Origin of the sequence: Bernardetia sp. Wsw4-3y2, from assembly GCF_037126295.1 — a bacterium.
Taxonomy (GTDB): Bacteria; Bacteroidota; Bacteroidia; order Cytophagales; family Bernardetiaceae; genus Bernardetia.
The window spans coordinates 1,131,350-1,150,774 of record NZ_CP147017.1; the positions used below are offsets into that span (position 1 = coordinate 1,131,350).

Annotated in this window: 15 protein-coding genes; 10 read left to right on the top strand and 5 right to left on the bottom strand. The window is 32.0% G+C overall.

The features are described from left to right. Window positions 1–149: 149 nt before the first annotated feature. Entirely contained in the window at window positions 150–893 is a 744-nt protein-coding gene (locus V9L05_RS04465) for a LytTR family DNA-binding domain-containing protein (protein ID WP_338790129.1), read from the bottom strand. A 359-nt stretch (window positions 894–1,252) separates the two neighbouring features. Here V9L05_RS04465 and V9L05_RS04470 point away from each other — a divergent pair, with 359 nt between their 5' ends. Then, a complete protein-coding gene (locus V9L05_RS04470; RefSeq protein ID WP_338814536.1) occupies window positions 1,253–1,378 on the top strand; it encodes a hypothetical protein in 126 nt (41 codons plus the stop codon). 317 nt (window positions 1,379–1,695) lie between these two features. Here V9L05_RS04470 and V9L05_RS04475 read toward each other — a convergent pair whose 3' ends face one another. After that, complete coding sequence (locus V9L05_RS04475; RefSeq protein ID WP_338814537.1) at window positions 1,696–3,681, bottom strand: histidine kinase; 1,986 nt, start codon at window positions 3,679–3,681, stop codon at window positions 1,696–1,698. A gap of 210 nt (window positions 3,682–3,891) precedes the next feature. On the opposite strand from V9L05_RS04475, the gene V9L05_RS04480 reads away from it, so the two are divergent. The 3 genes from V9L05_RS04480 to V9L05_RS04490 all read left to right on the top strand — a co-directional run bounded on the left by V9L05_RS04480 (window position 3,892) and on the right by V9L05_RS04490 (window position 7,055). Then, window positions 3,892–5,211: a hypothetical protein gene (locus tag V9L05_RS04480; protein WP_338790127.1), complete on the top strand. Its 1,320-nt coding sequence runs from the start codon at window positions 3,892–3,894 to the stop codon at window positions 5,209–5,211. 152 nt (window positions 5,212–5,363) lie between these two features. Next, window positions 5,364–5,696 carry a hypothetical protein gene (locus V9L05_RS04485; RefSeq protein WP_338790126.1) on the top strand — a complete coding sequence of 111 codons (333 nt, stop codon included), beginning with the start codon at window positions 5,364–5,366 and terminating at the stop codon, window positions 5,694–5,696. 132 nt (window positions 5,697–5,828) lie between these two features. Further along, on the top strand, window positions 5,829–7,055 hold the full coding sequence (locus V9L05_RS04490; protein ID WP_338790125.1) for a hypothetical protein: 1,227 nt from the start codon (window positions 5,829–5,831) through the stop codon (window positions 7,053–7,055). Window positions 7,056–7,163: 108 nt separating this feature from the next. On the opposite strand, the gene V9L05_RS04495 is transcribed toward V9L05_RS04490, so the two are convergent. From V9L05_RS04495 to V9L05_RS04505, 3 genes are all read right to left on the bottom strand, one after another. Further along, window positions 7,164–7,727, bottom strand: coding sequence for an NADAR family protein (locus V9L05_RS04495; protein ID WP_338814538.1), 564 nt, complete (start codon window positions 7,725–7,727; stop codon window positions 7,164–7,166). Between the two features lie 91 nt (window positions 7,728–7,818). After that, the gene (locus V9L05_RS04500; protein WP_338790120.1) at window positions 7,819–8,553 is read right to left on the bottom strand and encodes a methyltransferase domain-containing protein; all 735 of its coding nucleotides are present in this window, start codon (window positions 8,551–8,553) and stop codon (window positions 7,819–7,821) included. A 153-nt stretch (window positions 8,554–8,706) separates the two neighbouring features. Next, the gene (locus V9L05_RS04505) at window positions 8,707–9,648 is read right to left on the bottom strand and encodes a DM13 domain-containing protein (protein ID WP_338814539.1); all 942 of its coding nucleotides are present in this window, start codon (window positions 9,646–9,648) and stop codon (window positions 8,707–8,709) included. A gap of 338 nt (window positions 9,649–9,986) precedes the next feature. On the opposite strand from V9L05_RS04505, the gene V9L05_RS04510 reads away from it, so the two are divergent. The 6 genes from V9L05_RS04510 (at window position 9,987) to V9L05_RS04535 (ending at window position 19,279) form a co-directional block, all read left to right on the top strand. Continuing rightward, window positions 9,987–11,636 (top strand): S-layer homology domain-containing protein, encoded by a 1,650-nt coding sequence (locus tag V9L05_RS04510; protein WP_338814540.1) that lies wholly within the window; start codon window positions 9,987–9,989, stop codon window positions 11,634–11,636. A gap of 177 nt (window positions 11,637–11,813) precedes the next feature. Continuing rightward, on the top strand, window positions 11,814–12,806 hold the full coding sequence (gene dcm / locus V9L05_RS04515) for a DNA (cytosine-5-)-methyltransferase (RefSeq protein WP_338814541.1): 993 nt from the start codon (window positions 11,814–11,816) through the stop codon (window positions 12,804–12,806). Then, window positions 12,772–13,821: a HaeII family restriction endonuclease gene (locus V9L05_RS04520; RefSeq protein WP_338814542.1), complete on the top strand. Its 1,050-nt coding sequence runs from the start codon at window positions 12,772–12,774 to the stop codon at window positions 13,819–13,821. Before dcm ends, V9L05_RS04520 begins: the two co-directional genes overlap by 35 nt. A gap of 164 nt (window positions 13,822–13,985) precedes the next feature. Continuing rightward, window positions 13,986–17,069: an excinuclease ABC subunit UvrA gene (gene uvrA / locus V9L05_RS04525; RefSeq protein WP_338814543.1), complete on the top strand. Its 3,084-nt coding sequence runs from the start codon at window positions 13,986–13,988 to the stop codon at window positions 17,067–17,069. Window positions 17,070–17,096: 27 nt separating this feature from the next. Further along, window positions 17,097–18,578, top strand: a complete 1,482-nt coding sequence (locus V9L05_RS04530; RefSeq protein WP_338814544.1) for a HEPN domain-containing protein — start codon at window positions 17,097–17,099, stop codon at window positions 18,576–18,578. Window positions 18,579–19,042: 464 nt separating this feature from the next. After that, complete coding sequence (locus V9L05_RS04535; RefSeq protein ID WP_338814545.1) at window positions 19,043–19,279, top strand: DUF3303 family protein; 237 nt, start codon at window positions 19,043–19,045, stop codon at window positions 19,277–19,279. Window positions 19,280–19,425: the final 146 nt, after the last annotated feature.

Genomic DNA, 19,425 nt, shown 5'->3' on the forward strand with positions numbered 1-19,425 from the left:
GTAGAACAGAAAAAAGGAGAATAAGTTTTGAGTTTTTGAAAGATTTATACAAACACTTCAAATTTTGCTTCAATCATGTTTGTGAGCAAACATCAAAATTCAGCTTTGGAAACTCCACACATAAAAAATTGACTGTAATAACATTTATTCTAACCTTGATAAATTTGCAAAAATTCATCTTTTCGATCTCTTGCTAGGCTTGCTTTAAAACCATCATCCATGATAATATAATTTCCTGTTCGGATATACTGACTAATTTTGTTTAGATTAACAATATATGACCGATGCGAGCGAAAAAAACAAGGATTTATTAAATTTTCTTCAAAATATTTTATTTTTTTGGTAACTAATACTCGCTTTTTATCTGAAAAAACAATTTCTGTATAAGAACCTTCTGCAATCAAATACATAATATCATCAGCTTCGACAAACATCAATCCGTCTGCCATTGGAAGTGCAAAACGAGTAATATATTCACCTTTTAAGTTTTGTCTTAGGGTTTCCATTTTTTGATTGTTTTCTGAATTTCCTGTTAGTTGAAGGTGTTTTTCTACTTTTTCGACAGCTTTTTTGAGTAAATCTATTTCTAAAGGCTTCAATAAATAATCTACTGCCGAAACCTCAAAAGCACGAATGGCATACTCTTGATATGCCGTAACAAATATAAGTGCAAAGTCAATATTTGTTATAAATTTGAGAAGCTCAAAACCCGAATATTCAGGCATTTCGATATCTGAAAAAACAATATCTGGATTTGTTTTGTGAATAAGTTGAACAGCATCAGGAACATTTTCAGCCTCTCCAACAATATTTATTTGAGGGCAATGTTCTGTCAAGAGAGTTTTCAAAATTCTTCTTGCTCGGAGTTCGTCGTCTATAATTATGGCTTTCATATATTCAGTTGGTAGGTCAAAAGGCTTGCCTTTGACTGCATTTATAAAAATTACTGGATAAATAAGTCAAAGGCGAGCCTTTAACCTACATTATTTTATTCATTAATGGGAATCAAAATTACAATTTCTGTTCCTTTTGCATTTCCATGTTCATCTTTCAAATCATTAATCTTTACTTCGATGTTCTTATTTGAAACAGACTGATTTTTCATAAGTTCTAGATACTCTTTTTATGACTAAAAACCATTTTAGTATTTTTTTTCTTCAAAACAAATTGCACTAAAAATATTTTTTACATATATTGTGCAAATGTAACATCCTAGTTATATATAATTCCAAATACTAAAAAACTCAATATTATGAACAAAAATAAATTAAAAAAATTAGAAAAATTTGCTATTGACAAAAAACTGATGACTAAGGTCAAAGGTGGAGAAGCCACTTCTACAAATTTTGATTGGCCGTTAGCTAAATTTTTCTTCTAAAAAAGAGAAAAAATTTCATCTTATTTTAACTTGGTCAGACTTATGGTACAGATCAAGTTAAAATGAGTATTTATATATACTATAAAAGCTTATTTCCTCCAAGAGAATGATACAGGTTTTAAAAAACAATGTTTTGTTACATTAAAAAGTTGTAATACCAAAATAAAATCTATTTTGCTCTATAAATTTATTTTTGTGTATCAGCCGAACGCTGAAGCATTTGGTACATTTTCTCACTCTAAAGAGTAAGCTACAATTATTTATTAGTGCAATTTAATATTGATTTTAGTATAACAACTAAAGAGTCATTTTAATTATTATTCATTAGTGGGAATCAAAATTACAATTTCTGTTCCTTTTCCATTTCCTTGATTATCTTTCAAATCATTTATTTCTACTTCAATGTTTTTATTTGTTGTAGATTGATTTTTCAGAAGTTCTAGTCGTTCTTCTGTGGCTTGAGTGGCAAAAGATTGATGTGTTTTTGCTTTTCGTGCATTTATTTCTGCTGATTTTTGTCTTCCTATTCCGTTGTCTGTGATTTTTAGTTGAAGAAAATTCTCGTTTTGTTTTTCTACTTTATCAAATTCTAAAAGTAGTTTTTTCTCTCCCATTTTATGTAAAAGTCCGTGTTTAAAAGCATTTTCTAAATAAGGCTGAATAAGTAGTGGAGGAATTTCAATTTCCTCTAACTGCTCTTCATCAATTTTATTATCAAAAATAATTTCATAACTAAACTCTTCTCCTAATCGCAAACCTTCCAGTTCAATGTATGATTTTAATAGAGGTAATTCTTTCTCTAAACTAATTTTTTCTTTAGAGGAAGAATCCAAAAATCCACGCATCAGCGTTGCAAATTTACCTAAATAATGTTGTGCATTTTCCTTTTCCGAAAGCAGAATAAAATCTTGAATAGAATTGAGTGCATTAAAGATAAAATGAGGATTCATTTGAGAGCGTAAGGCTTTAAGTTCGCTGAGTTGTTTGGCTCTTTCTTTTTGTTCGGCTTCCAACTTTAAATACAAACGACGACGATTTACATACCAGCCACCACCAATAAGCAAAGAAATAGGAGCTAAAAGAACTAATCCTAAAATTGAACGCTGTGCTTGAAGAGAGGATATTTCAGTTTTACTCTTTAGTTCATCAATCGTTTTTTGTTGTTCTAAATCCTTTATTTGTTGTTCTTTTTTTTCAGTTTCATATTTGGTTTGGAGGGTTGCAATTGCTTTTGAAATATCTTGTTGATTGAGTAATTCTGTTATTTTTTGATGCTTTTTCAAATACACATTTACGCTATCAGGTTTATTGAGATAGGCATAAATATTAGCCAACAGACTATAATTTTCTTTTATTTCTTTGCTATTATCTTTCATAAAAGATAAAGACTGATACACTTTTTCTTTTGCTTCTTGATATTGATTTTTTTCTTTTAGAATTAAGGCATTTATATATAATGCATGTCCTGAATAATTGGGGAGTTTTTCTTTTTCTAAAATACCCATGGCTCGGTTGATATACTCTAGGGCTTGATTATTTTCATTTCTTAGATAATAATATTCTGCTAAATTGGTTTGTGTTCGATACAAACCAATTTGAGAGTTAAGTTTTTCAGAAAGAAGTACAGCTTTTTTCATATAATAAATAGATGAATCTGACTCTCCAATCAAATGATAAGAATGTCCTAAATTTACAGATAACTGCAATAATTCTCCTTGAAAACTACCTTCTTTTGCTAATTCATAAGCCTTATTTTGATACTTTAGAGATAAATCGAGTTGCTTTAATGTTCCGTAAATCATTCCCAAATTTCCATAAGAATGAACCAAATCTCTAGGATTGTTTAGTTTTTCATCAATTTTGATAGACTCTAAATAATAAAAAATAGCACTATCATACTGTTCTAAAGAACCATAACTATTACCTATATTATTCAACGTCTTAGATAAACCTAAAGAATCTTGAATCTCTGTTTGCCATGCAATTGCTTTTCTTGCCCAAAAAACACAACTATCATGCTGATGCAAAACACTTGCTTGTATGCCAGTTTGTAAGGCTGCAATATTCGCTTTCAGCTTTTTATTATCAGAATCTTTAATAAGCTCCCAAGCCATATAAGCTGTCTGAACGGCATCTTTTGTAGAATATAAATATTGTATTGGAGCAAGTTTTCCTAGTAATTTAGCTTTTTCTTCTCCCTTTGCACTTTTTATTAATTGATTTAAAGAATCTATTTCTTTATCTTGAGCCAAAACCAATGAAGTAATAAAACTAAAGACAAGTAAGCAAATTAACTTTTTCATGAGAATAAAATAATAGTTGAAAAGTAAGTTTTCACAAATATACAATTTCTTAAAATAGCTTAACAGCAATATTGTACCATTTGTGTAATGAAACCTACCATTTATGAAACTAAACATTGTACTTCCATAGTAATAGCGTAGTTTTGAAACATAATCAAACGGAAAAAGCCAAAAAACTACTACAACTATTAACTTAAAACAATTAGTACAATGCGACTTTTAACAAAAAATTTTCAAATTGCTTTTCTCTTCTTGTGTATTTATCCTGTTTTGCTTTCTAATACAGTTTTTGCACAACAAAGCCAAAACGAACTCTTAAAAAACTTTACAGCAACTTCGCTCAATGTTTTCAAACTCACAGAGCCAAAATATCACAAATACGTTTTTGAAAAAGCCTCCAAACCTTGGCCTATTACCATTGAAAAAAATGGCGATGCTATTTCAAAAGTTGTCATCAACCGAGCAGGTATTATAGAAGAGCCGTATGAACCTGATTTGGCAGAACATCCTGCTTATTTTAAAGACATCAAACACAGAGTTGTATTTATTGATGGCAACTTTTATTACATCAAATGGTCGGGAGGAAAAGCAACTATCAAATATATTTTGTCAGAAAATGAAAGTGTTGGAAAAGACCACGACGAACATATCAGTAAAATAGAAAATTATATCCAAAAAACAGTCGCTGCACAATCTGAAGACCGTGCAGAAATTGCAGCCAATCAAGCCAAAATAGATGCAGCCGAAGCATTAGCTAACTCTCTAAAAGGAAAACAAGTAAAAAGTATCGCTCTAAAATGGATTAGCGATAAAAATGAAACAGGGCATTTGGTAAAAGTAAATTACGGAATTGAGACAACTCTAGCAGATGGAAAAATTCTCAAAACAAAAAATCTAGGAGGGAAAATGCCTTGGGACGACTTCAAAATCACTGTAAAAGGTGGATTATTTGGAGAAGAAACAATTACCATAGCAGAAAATGCAGATGTAATTCCGAATGATAATCTTGTAGTAAATGTTCAATCCAAATATCAATCAACTATAAAAACTACAGCAAAACTTCCAGTACATTACAATACAGGTTTACATGTCAATTATTTTGGAGAACGTGGAGGGGTTGTTCATCTGACTGTTTCGGCAGGATATAGAGGAGGAAATGGAAAAGATGTAATTGTTTCTGTAAAAGCAACCACAACAGGAAATGGAGAAAAAGTCAATCAAATAGAAATCAAAGATGCCAGTTCAGGACAAGTTTTGAGAAAATTAAAAATGAGTCCAAATGCTCCTCTTACGCTCAATTTACAAGGTGGAAGTGGAAGTTATGGCAGAGATAGCACACGAGGAGGAAATGGTGGAGACGGTGGAGATGTAACTATCATCAAAGACCCAAGTGTAACAACATTCAATTATACCATTAATAATCAAGGAGGTAATGGTGGAAAACACGAAAATCATAGTCCTTATGATGGAAGAAAAGGTTCAAAAGGCTCTGTAAACCTTCGTAGCTCTTCAGTCAGTTTTGGCTGGTAAACCAAAATAGCCTTTAAAAAGAAAGCCAAGAAATATCAATCTCACTTCACTCTTATTGGTAGTTTCACCAATACTGATACACTTTTGCTGTTGTTGGTGTCCTCACCAACGACATACTAAATTTATTTATCTCAATTTAATTCAAAAATCAAATGAAAACTCTTTTTTTATCTCTTTTAATGATGGCATGCATGATGAGCTTTTATAGTAATCAAAGTGTAAAAACTACAAATCATTCTATCAAGATTGAAGCTACTGTTGCTCCAAATGCAAGTTCTTTCAAACTCATAAATGACACAGGCAGCAAAATCCGTATTCATACAGGTTCGGGTGTGGTGAGTTTGAATAATGGAAGCTCTACAAGTATTAGCTGCAATAATGGGAGAAAAATATATACTGCTCCAAATGGTAGTAAAGACGATTTTATCTTTGAAGTAGATGATAGTATGTGTGGGAAAACTGTCAAACTTTCAAAGTATTTATAATCAAATTAACTTGAAAAATAAAAGAATCATCAAATTTCAACTTAATCCTATTTTTCAATAACAACAATTTTATTTCTGTATCTAATCAGAAAAACCATTTTAAATTATATCGTACTACTTAAAAAAAATATTATGAAATTAGTCAATTTATTCAAAACAGCTACACTTGCTACAGCAATGTTTTGTGCAATCGGAATTTCAAATGATGCAAATGCACAATTTGGAAAAAAACTCAAAGAAAAATTAGCTAAAGCAGCAGCAGCAGCCGAAGGTGGTGGGCAAGTTGCTGGGCAAGCAAAAAAAGCAAAAGAAGCAGGTGACCCTTATGGCGAAGATTTTTCAGATGATACAGGAACTTCAGGAACATACACAGCCTTAGACGGAGTAGAATTTGAGAATGCAATGGGTGCAAAACGTCGCCAGAGAATATTAAAAATGAAATTTACTGGACGTGATGGCGATAAATTTGTAAACAAACTAGAAGTTTTCTATAACAAAGAGGGAGCTAAGTACGAGTTTACACTCAACGATAAAGAAACCAAAAAATTAGGAGCAAATGTATATCGTTATGGTAGCTTTCAATCTATTTGGCTTATAGAAGTAGAAGAGGGTGTTCTAATAGGCTTGAACAACAAAAGTACACATAGATATGAGCTAGATGGTAGTGAAACAGTAACTGACGTTTTTGCTAAAGATGCTGCCAAGCTAGAAGTGTATGACATGGAAACTGGTCAAGCAAAATTTGAGCAAATGATGAACAAAGGCAAATCAAAAGAAGATGAGAAAAAACGAGCGCAACTGATGGAATACAAAGCCTATAAAGAAAATGTGGGTAAAGTAGTTTTTGTAGATAGTTACACTCGTTTCAATTATAAATATGGAGATAAGCCAACAGAAAACCCTAGTAACTTCATCAAAACAAGAGATATGGGAGATGATATTTTCTTAGGTGCTTACTTCAAAGAAAAAATTGGGACAAGTTGTGGCTCTGACTGCCAGCTAAATATTGTTTATGAAATGAATGGTAAAAAAGGCGACCGTGTAGCACTTCGTAATTCTACTGCAAAATGGAATAAAATGATTTCTGCTAAAAAGAAAACTGATATTTTTTGTTACAATAGTGGTCATCAAATGATTTCTTCTCGTGAAAACATCATTGATTATGCTTTTATGTACACATTATACCAAAACAAAGCTGAGTTTAAAGAAGGACAAACTTACAAAATGACTGTAAAAATGTATTCTAATAATGATGGAAACAACGAAGCTGAAATTGCAGAAGGAACAATCAATTTTGTTTATAAAGCAGCCAAAATGGAAAAGTGGTTTAAGCAGTTCAGAGAATGGTATGATGAATAATTCAAACCATAAGCTTTATAAAAACATAAAAAATAACTCGCACACGTAGTAGTAGCGAATCTATAAAGCCATTATAATTTTTATGATGGCTTTTTTTATAATTCAAAGTTAATTGTCATTTCTCAATCTATCTCTTACTTCCATCAGCGCAAAACCTAATAAATTTAGTCCTCGCCACGTATTTGGATTATAGATTTTGTTAGAATTTTGAGAAAGACCAATTCCCCAAATTGTATCCATCGGACTTGCCTCAACAATAATTTTAGTTCCTGTCCCAAGTAAAAACGATTTATATTCTGGGTCAGAAAATTTATGATAATTTCCTTCTACAACAATTTTAGAACGATTTTCTTTCCAAATTTCATCATTGAAGTTTTGCACTTTTCTACCTAGTTTTTTGGCTTCGTTTGGACTTTTTGCTTTCAAAATTTCTTCTAAAGTAGCTGTGTCATCAAATAAACGAGCTTTTTCTGCCATCATAAAGTGTTCTGCTGTGGGATAAATTATTCCATTCACAGAAAATTCCTTTTGCCACCACTGACTAAAAATAGTTTTGCTAAGACTTCCATCAGGAGTTGGTTTGTGTCCCCAAAAGAATAAATAATCAAAGTTTTTATCTTGTTTTTGCAAGTTTTCGTATTCTGAAATGAGCCAAGAGAGAGAGTAAGCCATAATTTTGTTTTTTGAATGAATATGTTTTTGATAGAATAAAATAGAACACACCTTTTTCAAAAGAAATTCATTTATCACTTATAAATTACCATTAGGTTTTTTCAACGATTACTTGAAAACGAAACGCCCATTGCCACTTTATTCTGTAGTTTGTTATTTCTGCTTTTTCTAAAATTTTGATTAAATCTTGTTTTTTGAAGGCACGCAAAACAGAAAGAGGAGCGTCATTTTTGACTAAATATGAGCCATTAAAAAGACGAGTTAGAAAATAAATGCTGTAATAAGCAATTGGATTTCTATGCAAATCATTGATGATAAAACCTTTTGAAGTGAGTTTTTGAATATTTTTAAAAATCAAAACAAGCTCTTCATCTGTAAAATGATGACAAAAAAGTGACATCGTAGCCCAATCATATCTATTTTCATTCTTTGAATCAATATCAAAGACGTTTAGCTTTTCATAACTAATTTGAGGAAAATTTTGTGATTTATTTTGAGCATAATTTATCATAAAATCATTGGCATCAATTCCTGTCAATTTTGCTTTGATATTTTTTTTCTCAAACCATTTGGCAATCTGACGAAGCGTATCACCTCCTCCACTTCCAATGTCGGCAAGAGTTACCGTTTTTTGATTTTGCTTTTCTTGATTCTTACTTATTTTATTTTCTTTGTAAAGTGTATCTAAAGCCGAAGTCAGAACTTTATACCCTCCTAAAGTTGTGTTTATGAATTCTAATTCATCAAGGTTTTTTTTAAGGTCTTCGGAAGCGAGATTTAAGTCGTCCATTAATTCCTTTTTGTAGGAACGAGTTTTGAAGTTCATTTTTGTAATTTATTTTTGTTGGTGTCGCTTCGCTAAAACACCAACAAAGGCAGTGTGTCAGTTTAATCTAAACTATTGTCAGAGTCTGATTACAGACTACTGACAAAGTTTGAGCGACTTTTCTATCAAAGTTAGGTAAAATTTAGACTAAAATTACTCTCCCAAATCAGCTACACCATAAACGCCACCAAATTGTTTACACCAAATAATTACATAACGGTACTGTGTGATTGAAATCTCAGAAGAAACATTGATAGTTTGAGAGCCACTAGAAGAGCGTAAAGAAGCCAATTCTACTGCACCATTGACACTATTATTAGTATCTCCTAAATATACTCTCAAATCTGGAGGAGAAGAAGACGTAGAAAAATCATCTCCCAACACAACTTGCAAAACCTCGTTCTCAATACGAAGTTTTACACTTCCCGAACCTCTATTTGTAAATGTTCCTTTGCGTATTACTTGTATTGTTGCAGGACTGCTTTGGATTCCGTCGACTGTTGCTGTAATATTTGCTGTTCCATAGTTCTCTGCTGTAACTTGTCCGTTTTCTACAGTTACAAGTTCTATGTTACTGCTTGTCCAAGTAGCTGTTTTTCCTGTAATTTCTTGTCCCAAATTATTCTTTACAGAAAAATCTAAACTTGCCATTTCTGTCAATGTAATTTCTGTATTTGATGGAGTAATTGTCACGGTAGCTACTTGATTATTATCAGTTACGACAGTCAAAAGTGCTGTTGCTTCTATGGTTTGGTAGGTTGCCTTTATAGTCGTTTGTCCTGCTGAGAGTCCTGTTGCAGTACCTTGCGATGTCATGCTTGCAATAGACAAATCACTACTTGTCCAAACAATATCAGAAGGAGTAGAAACTGTATTTCCCATATTATCAAAAAAAGTAGCTGTAAAATTGGCTGTTTCACCAATAGCTATGCTTTGAGAGGGTGGAGATATTTCCAAACGTTCAGGAATCTGTATTGGAGAAACTTCTTCTGTTTTTTTATTACAGGAAACGAAAAGAAGTAAAAAAATGCCTAAAAAGGCAATAAAATGAAGTTTATTCTTAAATAAAATTTTGAAAAAATGAAGTAATTGCATTGAGATTGTAAGATTTAATAAAACAAAAATTATTGATTAAAAATTTACGCTCTCCCCTTATTTTTAGTTGTTAGAATTATTTTTTGAGTTAATTCCAAATAAAATTATTCATATTTTTTTATAGTTGAGTTAAAAACAACAAATAATTAACAAATTTTAGCATATGTGATAAAATGCTAAAGAAATACTAATTCATTTTGAGTAAAAGTGCTTGTTTTGCATTATTTCAATAAATAGTTAGGAATTATAAGTTAATTAAATTAACTTTAAAACTCAATATTAATAAATTTTACTACCTATTATTTTTTATTCCCTTATTATTGTTATAAAAATTTATTATGAAAAAGTTAAGTGTGCTATTGTTTATTCTTTCATTTTTAGTGTTCAGTTGTGAACTCAAAGAAGATGAAACTGAAGTTTTATTAAATCGTGATACCAAAAAGAACAAAAAAACCTCTTCTTCTATTCAAATAAGCCAAATGAGCAGTACTGATGTGGCAGGAAATTGGGCAGAAACTGAGATTAATTACATGACAAATAATGGTTATATGTCAGGTTATACAGACGGGACATTCAGACCTGCTAATAATGTTACACGAGCTGAGTTTGCGACAATGATTGTCAGTTGTTTGAATCCAGCACCAAAACCTGAAAATGCAAATCTTAGTTTTTCAGACATTAGTGGGCATTGGGCAGAACAAAATATTCTCAAAGCTGCAAAAGCAGGTTATTTGTCAGGTTATCCAGATGGAACTTTTAAACCACAAGAGAACATTACCAAAACTCAAACTACTGTTGCTATTGCCAATGGTCTTAATGTGAGTGGTGGAAATGTTAATTCTTTACCTGCTTATTTTGATGATTATTCTCAAATAGCGACTTGGGCAAGTACAGCCATAGCAAATGCAGTTCAGAATAAATTTATTATTAATTATCCCGATAAACGTAAATTAGAACCAACCAAAAATGCTACTCGTGCTGATGCAACTTCACTTTTATATAGAGCAATGATGTTCAAAAACATAGCTCCTAATTATCAAAATGCTTATTTAGTTACCTTTGGTCTAACTTCTACGTATCAAAATCCTGCAACAAAAGGACAAGCAGTTACTTTTGCTGGAAAAGCTGCAAATCTTACTTCTGTTAAGTTTTATGTAGATAATTTTTTGTTAAATACACTCATACCTTCTAATTATGCTTATTCATTTGACTATACATTTAATGGAGTAGGTACAAATAGAGCTTTAAAAATTGAAGGTTATAATGGAAGTACGCTTGTTACGACTCAAAACAAGACAATTACTATCAAAGATGATGTAGTTTTAATTACTTCTCGCCAGCAGTATGATGTCGCAGTAGGAACAACAGTATGGAAACTTTCAGGTAGAAATGGATTTTTCTTTGAAAATGAAATGACAATCAATGCTGATGGTTCTCCTAATGCCTACAATCCTAGCAATACTGGTTTAGATTATTTAGCGAATGCAGGTTATCCAGGGAATTGGTGGGGAATTGCTACTAATTCAAGTGGAACTCCTTACATTCAACGTTCTTTTGAACCTACTCCAGGGTATTATGTTTCTACAACAGCAATGGTAGATGCTAGATATACTGACCGTGAACCTCGTAGATATGCAAATTCTGAGACAATTCCATTTTTAGTCTTGCCAGCTAGTAAGGCTATGGGAGCAAAATTAGGCGATTTTGGAGTGATTTATAATCAAAGAAATGGTAAGTTTTGTTATGCTATTTATGCCGATGTAGGACCAACAAATCATTTGGGAGAAGCATCTATTAAAGCAGCCGAACTATTAGGAATCAATAATAATCCTAAAAATGGAGGGCAATCTGGTGATGTAGTGTATTTAGTGTTTCCAAATACTCGTATAACTAATGGACAAATTCCGACCTACCAAACTATCCTAACAGAAGGAGAACGCAATTTTAATGAGTGGGGTGGAATTGCTCAATTAGAATATTTTTATTAGGATAGTAGATAACTTTGAAAAAACAGACAATTAAATTAAAGTTTTCTTTTTTTGATATAAACTCTATAATTACAAAACGTAGTTATAGAGTTTTTTTGCTTAGATATTTGTTACGACATTTCTATAAAATATTAATTCTTGCTAACTTTTTTGGCTAAAAATGGTTATTTTTGTTCTATGAAAAACTTAAAAACGATAGATTTATTTGCAGGAATTGGAGGACTTCGTTTGGCTTTTGAGAAGTATAATTGTCAGAATGTATTTACTTCAGAATGGGATAAAGACGCTCAAAAAATGTACGAAGCAAATTTTGATGAAAAACCGTATGGAGATATTACTCAAATTTTGCCACAAGAAATTCCAAACCATGATATTTTATTAGCAGGATTTCCTTGTCAGCCTTTTTCAGTAATTGGAAACCGAGAAGGTTTTGCAGATACTAGAGGAACACTTTTTTTTACTATTGAAGAAATTTTGAAAGCAAAAAAACCGTATTCATTTTTATTAGAAAATGTAAAACAGTTGCGCTCACACGATAAAGGACGAACTTTTAAAGTTATTTTACAAAAATTAAAAGAGTTAGGATATTTCGTACATCATACCGTTTTGAATGCTTTAGATTTTGGGCTTCCACAAAAAAGAGAACGTACCATTATTGTAGGATTTAAAGAAAATATTGATTTTCAATTTCCAAAACCTGTAGGAGAATACCCTCCACTTACTGAATTTTTGATACCTGAAAACGAAGTTGATAAAAAACTATTTGCTTCTCAAAAAATCGTAGATAAAAGACAAACAAGATTAAAAAAAGAACCTTTTTTTCCTTCTATTTGGCACGAAAACAAAGGAGGAAATATTTCTGTTTTGCCTTATTCTTGTGCTTTGCGTGCAGGAGGTTCTTATAATTATTTATTAGTAAATGGAAACAGAAGACTTTCTGAAAAAGAACTTTTACGATTACAGGGCTTTCCAGAAGATTTTAAAGTGGTAGTTAGTTATACAGCCATGCGAAAACTGACAGGAAATAGTGTCGCTATTCCAGTTTTTGAAGCCGTTGCAAAGAATATGATAGAAGCAATAGAAAACAAAAAAATCATTCCTATAATAAAACAACTTACTATTTTAGACTCTACTTATGAATATTCAAATAGCAATACAGGCACTAGATAATGTCATCAAAAAGTCAAGAGTTCATTTATACAAACCTATCCAAATTGCTGAAATTTTGTATAGAGATAGAGTAGAAAAAGATATTGACCTTGCCAGTTTGGAAACGTATCGCAATCCTTCTAAAAAATGGAGAGACATAATTTGTACTAAATTTTTGGGTAGAGTTAGCACTTCTTCAGCTCGCTATCAAGATGATATTTTCAATCAGAATGCTGTTCCTCCTGCTTTATTAGAAATTTTAGGAAAAGAAAATAGAAAAACAAATGGAAAAATAGAAGCTCATATTTATACACAATTTTCAAAGCGTTTTACTCAAATGAATAGTGCTTTAGATTATTGCAAATTGCACGATAAAACTAATTTCCAACTTACAGAATTTTTAGATTTATTTTGGAAAGAGAAAGGTTTAAAAAGAAGTATTGATAAAATTTATGAAATAGTGGTTTTTGCGCTTTTTTCGTCATTAATTGAAACCTTAGAAATTGATATTGAAGTTTCTTATAACCCTTCTAAAAAGCCTATTTTAGAAGACTTTTCTGATTTTACTTCTCGTATTCTTAACCTTTCAACAGATAAAAATCATTTCAAAACGAAAGCAAAAATTCATAGAGTTGGTGTTACAAATGCAGCAGATAGAGGTTTGGACATGTGGTCTAGTTTTGGTTTAGCTATTCAAATAAAGCATTTATCATTGAATGAAGAAATGGCTGAAAGCATTGTAAATTCTATTACAGCAGATAGAATAGTGATTGTGTGTAAAAAAGCAGAAGAAAAAATAATTCTTTCTCTTCTCAATCAATTAGGTTGGAAGTCAAGAATACAGACTATTGTAACAGAAATAGATTTGATAAATTGGTATGAAAAAGCCTTACGAGGAACTCATAATAAACTAATAGGGAATAAAATAATAGAAACCTTAAATAGTGAAATTGAAACAGAGTTTCCATCTACAAAAAATACAGAATTTGACGATTTTTTTAAATCAAGAAATTACCATCTTATTGCTAATTCTTAAATTAAAATCTAACTTCTTGCTAACTTTTTTGGCTAAAAATGGTTATTTTTGCTAATTGTACAACTGTATGACAGGCTTCCCAGTCTGTCTAAAAACGATAAATATAAATTCAAACAGACAGGGATGTCTGTTTTACATAATTCAAAATATAGATTATTCCCAAAATGCCCACTACCACAGAAAAAGCCCTCACAAAAGAAGAAATAGCAGCAAAAGAAGCAGAAGAAAAGCGAGTAAAAGAGTTAGAAGGTTATGATACCAAACAAAATATTGTCATAAAAGGTGCACGAGTAAATAACCTCAAAAATATTAGTCTTGCCGTTCCAAGAAATAAACTGATTGTCATTACTGGCGTTTCGGGTTCTGGAAAATCGTCGCTTGCCTTTGATACACTTTTTGCAGAAGGGCAACGTATGTATGTGGAAAGTTTGAGTAGTTATGCTCGTCAGTTTTTGGGTAGAATGGAAAAACCCGATGTGGATTGGATTCGTGGCGTTTCTCCTGCTATTGCCGTCGAACAGAAGGTAAATACTCGTAATCCACGTTCGACAGTGGGAACGACGACAGAAATTTATGATTATCTAAAACTTCTCTTTTCAAGAATTGGAATAACCTACTCACCTATTTCTGGAGAGATGGTAAAGAAAGATACTATTTCTGATGTAGTAGATTTTATTGAAAATTATGGAGATGAGCAGACAGAAAGCAACGCAAAGTATATGATTCTTGCGCCTTTGGTAATTCCTGAAGAACGAACTTTTGAAGACCAATTAAATATCCTTTTACAGCAAGGTTTTACAAGAATAAAAGCTGGAGAAGAGGTCATTTTTATAGAGCAATTATTACCAAAAGAAATTGACCCAGAAGCACAAAGTGGAAAAGACCAAACCGAGCAGAATTTGGAGAGCTTTTTAGAAGAACACAAAGGCGAAAACCAGAAAGATTATTTAGAAGAAAAGAAAAAATTAAAAAAGGCAGGAAAAAAGCCAACAAAGAAAGCGACTAAAGCAAAAGAACCTATTTCAAGACTAACAAAAGAACAACAAGCTGAACTCAAACGTCTTCAAAAACATACGCTTTACATACTGATTGATAGAGGAGTAATCAAAAAAGGCGACGAACAAAACCGTTTCCGTATTGCTGATTCTGTTCAAACTTCATTTTATGAAAGTAAAGGAGATTGTGTTGTGGAAATTTATCAAAAAGGAAAAGAAGTAGAAACAACGAGTTTTTCAGACCGTTTCGAAGCCGACGGAATGTTATTTGAAGAGCCAAATATCAATTTTTTTAGTTTTAATAGTCCTTATGGGGCGTGTCGTACGTGTGAAGGATTCGGAACGGTTTTGGGAATTGATGATGACTTAGTAATTCCTGACAAAACAATGTCGGTTTATGAAGGTGTAATTGCGCCTTGGAGAACGCCAAAAATGAGTAAATGGCTTACTCCACTTATCCAAAAAGGAATTGATTTTGATTTTCCTATTCATCGTGCTTATCAAGATTTGACAGAAAAACAGCAACAACTTCTTTGGACTGGAAATAAATATTTTAAAGGATTAGATGAGTTTTTTGAAGATTTAGAAAAAGAGAGTTTCAAAATTCAATATAGAGTTTTGTTGTCAAAATATAGAGGTAGAAGAGTTTGTCCTGACTGTTTGGGAACACGCATCAGAAAAGAAGCTGGTTATGTCAAAATAGGTGAAAAATCAATTCAAGAATTAGTTTTGCTTCCTTTAGACGAACTCACTCAGTTTTTCCAAGAAGTAGAGCTTACAGAACATCAAGAAAGCGTTTCGAAACGAATTTTGATAGAAATTAGAAACCGTTTGCAATATCTCAATGAAGTTGGTTTGCAATATCTGACCTTAAATAGAAAAACGGCAACACTTTCAGGTGGAGAATTTCAGCGTATAAAACTAGCAACTTCTTTGGGTTCTGCTTTGGTGGGTTCGATGTATATTTTGGATGAGCCAAGTATTGGACTTCACCCAAGAGATACACAAAACTTGATAAAAGTATTAAAAAAACTGCGTGATTTGGGAAATACAGTTATTGTAGTCGAACACGAAGAGGAAATTATGCGAGCTGCTGACCAAATTATCGATATTGGACCTGATGCAGGAGCGCATGGAGGAAATCTTATTTTTCAAGGAACTTTAGAAGAATTGGAAAAGGATTCGGAAAGCTATACAGCAAAATATTTGCGTGATGAAATGCAAGTAATTGTTCCTCAAACGCCAAGAAAATGGAATGAATATATTGAAGTAGTAGGCGCAAGAGAGCATAATTTAAAGAATATTTCGGTCAAATTTCCTTTGGGGGTTTTGACGACAGTTACAGGTGTTTCGGGTTCTGGAAAATCTACTTTGGTGCGTCAGCTTTTATATCCTGCTCTTGCCAAACACTTAGGAAATCACAATGACGAGAGTGGAAAAATGGATAAATTAGACGGAAATTTGAAGAAAGTAACGAGCGTAGAAATGGTCGACCAAAATCCGATTGGTAAATCTTCTCGTTCTAATCCAGTTACGTATGTGAAGGCATATGACTACATTCGTGCGCTTTTTGCAGACCAACCTATTTCAAAACAGCGAGGTTTTACGCCTGCTTATTTTTCGTTTAATGTGGAAGGTGGACGCTGCGAAACCTGTCAAGGCGAAGGAAAAATAAAAATAGAAATGCAGTTTATGGCAGATATTTATTTGACGTGTGAGTCATGCAAAGGAAAACGTTTTCAGTCGGAAGTATTGGAAGTAGAGTTTGGTGGAAAAAATATCGCTGATGTGTTGGATATGACAGTTGATGAAGCCTTGATTACCTTCAAAGATTCGAAACCGATTATGGCACGTTTGCAGCCTTTGCAAGATGTGGGTTTGGGATATATTCAGTTGGGACAGTCTTCCAATACGCTTTCAGGTGGAGAGGCTCAGCGTGTAAAATTAGCTGCTTTTCTTACCAAAAGTGCCAGCGACAGAGCCAACCGAGAACATATTTTATTTATTTTTGATGAACCCACAACAGGTTTACATTTCCACGACATTTCGAAGCTCCTAAAATCTATCAATGCACTCATCGAACACGGACATACGGCACTTGTCATCGAACACAATGTAGAGGTTATTCGTGCAGCCGATTGGGTCATTGATTTAGGAAAAGAAGGAGGAAAAAATGGTGGACATCTTTGTTTTGAAGGAACACCAAAGGAATTGGCTAAAGTGGAAGGGAATTATACGGGTGGGTTTTTATAGATATAGTATTTTTTTAAATTATTTAAAGTGAAAGAATTACAAGAATATAGAGGTGAGTGGTTTTCTCCCAAACAACAAGAAATCAAAATTCCAGGCATTCTTATTATCAATCAGAAAGAAAACGAAATTAAATTAACACTCTTTTCTGAAAGAGATATTGCAGGTGAAATTATAACTGAACAAGGATGGGAAGTTATTAATTGCTGTAAAATCATCTTAGGTGTTACCTCTAAAGGAGATTATATAACACTTTATGATCACTCTGGGGGTGAAGATGGTGCGCCAATGTTAGAACAATCCATTACTAATAAATTCTATGAATCTGTTTACAGACCTAATTTTGCTTTTATTGGTACACACTTCTACTCTACTGAAAACATTAAATTCAACAGCTATTCATTTCGTTATAACTTTTTGGATTCTTGGATTGATACGACACAACTGTTTTTTTATAAAACACACTCGTCTCAAAAGGACAATGTTATTACAATACCTTATGTCCCTGATACAGAGTTTCAAATTGAAAAAAACTGCTCTGTAACTATAAGTAGAGAGTTTTACTCTAAAGGTGGTTTGTTATTAAGAAACTATGACTTAGAAATTAAACATTATGTCAATTTTAACTTTGATACTCCTACTTCTCTTCAAGACTACCTCAATTTATCAGCAAAGTTTAGAGCATTTCTAACCTTTGCTGTTGGCTACCCCATTTCAACTATAGATGAATTTGCTATAACAAACAGTACAGACGAATGGCATAAGGGAGGAGGCATCGAAGTTTTTAATACTTACTCAAATCAAGAGATTGATAATAAAAGACTTTTTGCTCACCATATGTTCTTTTGCTCTCAACATATTAGACCAGAAGTTTTAGTTAACTATTTGTCTAATTGGTTTAAAAACTATGATATATATCACAGTTCTATTGATATTTTTTTACATGCTGTTTTACCTTTTTGGAAAAAAGGAAATACTAGGTTAACAAATGTTCAATTTACTAATGGTTTACTTAATATCTGTCAAGCCATTGAAACATTTTATAACCGAGATAATGAAATAGATTACTCTCAAAATAGAAAGGCATTAAACGAACTAAAGCAAAAAGGGTATGATAAAATTCTAAAAAATAAGGAAACATTAAACTTTACAGATGAAGAGCTAGAATTTTATAACAAATACTTTAAAGTACCTAAACAGGTGGGTGATATAGATTATAAGCAAAAGGTAATGCACTATCTGAACAAATTAAAAGTGGCTTTAGATGGTTTTATCAACGAGAATGAATTTGAAGAGTTTGTAAAAAATATAAAGGATTGTCGAAATACACTAACTCATGTAAATCATGATGGAAATATTGAGGAAATATATGACTTATCATATTTATTTTATCACTCTCAAATTCTATTTTATGCAATGATAGTAAATCTAATAGGAATAGAACAAATTGAAATCAATAAAATATTGAAACAGTCTGATAAGTTCAGAAGGTATTATAAAAAAATGCCATAAATCTCATCTGTTAGTAATATTCTACTGCCGTTGTTAGTCTTTAGTTTCGGCTTGCCGTTATGATGACCACCAAAGACGAATTTGGAAAACTAGCAAATATTATGTAACCCTGCTCTTGCTCGGCTATCCAAAAATTGCTATCGCTCGTTTTTAACGAGTGATTTATATGTATTCGGCTTGTAGCCGTGGTTTTTGTATTTGCTATTTAGTTTCCTCTGTTGGGCTTAGACTTGTGTAGCTAGTCATTTTTTTATTCCCTTCTGACGCAAGGTTCTACTTTGTGTCTATCGTTTCAACAAGCATATGCTTGCAAAAGAACAAGTACAAGATAGAATCTTGCACTAGAAAATTTCCTCATTTCAATCAAAAAAAGGAGTGAGGAGTTTTTTTGTGTAGTTGATGATTATTTTCTTATTTTGGAATATAATTACTAAACAAGTTAGACATTTTAAAAAAATAAAGCTATGAAAAAATTTATGGTTGTTGAAAAATTCAAACCTAATTGCCTAGAAAAAAATAATGAACTATGGAATAAGAAAGGAAGAATGCTTCCTGAAGGTCTTTACTACTTAAACTCTTGGGTTAATAAAGAACAAAGTATTTGTTTTCAACTTATGGAAACAAATAAACCTGAGTTATTTGATGAATGGACAAGTAATTGGAAAGAATATACTGATTTTGAGATTTTTCCAATAGACTAAGAACCTATAAATGTATTGAAATATCATGCTTTAAAAGTATTTATAATAACCAAGTATTCCTCATTCCAATCAAAAAAAGGAGTGAGGAATTTTTTTGATTGATATAGTTGACTATTATGTTATCTACTCACAGCCAAAACATTGGG

Coding starts and splice junctions, on each gene's coding strand:
- V9L05_RS04465 (WP_338790129.1), bottom strand. CDS start 893: ATGAAAGCCATAATTATAGACGACGAACTCCGAGCAAGAAGAATTTTG.
- V9L05_RS04470 (WP_338814536.1), top strand. CDS start 1,253: ATGAACAAAAATAAATTAAAAAAATTAGAAAAATTTGCTATTGACAAA.
- V9L05_RS04475 (WP_338814537.1), bottom strand. CDS start 3,681: ATGAAAAAGTTAATTTGCTTACTTGTCTTTAGTTTTATTACTTCATTG.
- V9L05_RS04480 (WP_338790127.1), top strand. CDS start 3,892: ATGCGACTTTTAACAAAAAATTTTCAAATTGCTTTTCTCTTCTTGTGT.
- V9L05_RS04485 (WP_338790126.1), top strand. CDS start 5,364: ATGAAAACTCTTTTTTTATCTCTTTTAATGATGGCATGCATGATGAGC.
- V9L05_RS04490 (WP_338790125.1), top strand. CDS start 5,829: ATGAAATTAGTCAATTTATTCAAAACAGCTACACTTGCTACAGCAATG.
- V9L05_RS04495 (WP_338814538.1), bottom strand. CDS start 7,727: ATGGCTTACTCTCTCTCTTGGCTCATTTCAGAATACGAAAACTTGCAA.
- V9L05_RS04500 (WP_338790120.1), bottom strand. CDS start 8,553: ATGAACTTCAAAACTCGTTCCTACAAAAAGGAATTAATGGACGACTTA.
- V9L05_RS04505 (WP_338814539.1), bottom strand. CDS start 9,648: ATGCAATTACTTCATTTTTTCAAAATTTTATTTAAGAATAAACTTCAT.
- V9L05_RS04510 (WP_338814540.1), top strand. CDS start 9,987: ATGAAAAAGTTAAGTGTGCTATTGTTTATTCTTTCATTTTTAGTGTTC.
- dcm (WP_338814541.1), top strand. CDS start 11,814: ATGAAAAACTTAAAAACGATAGATTTATTTGCAGGAATTGGAGGACTT.
- V9L05_RS04520 (WP_338814542.1), top strand. CDS start 12,772: ATGAATATTCAAATAGCAATACAGGCACTAGATAATGTCATCAAAAAG.
- uvrA (WP_338814543.1), top strand. CDS start 13,986: ATGCCCACTACCACAGAAAAAGCCCTCACAAAAGAAGAAATAGCAGCA.
- V9L05_RS04535 (WP_338814545.1), top strand. CDS start 19,043: ATGAAAAAATTTATGGTTGTTGAAAAATTCAAACCTAATTGCCTAGAA.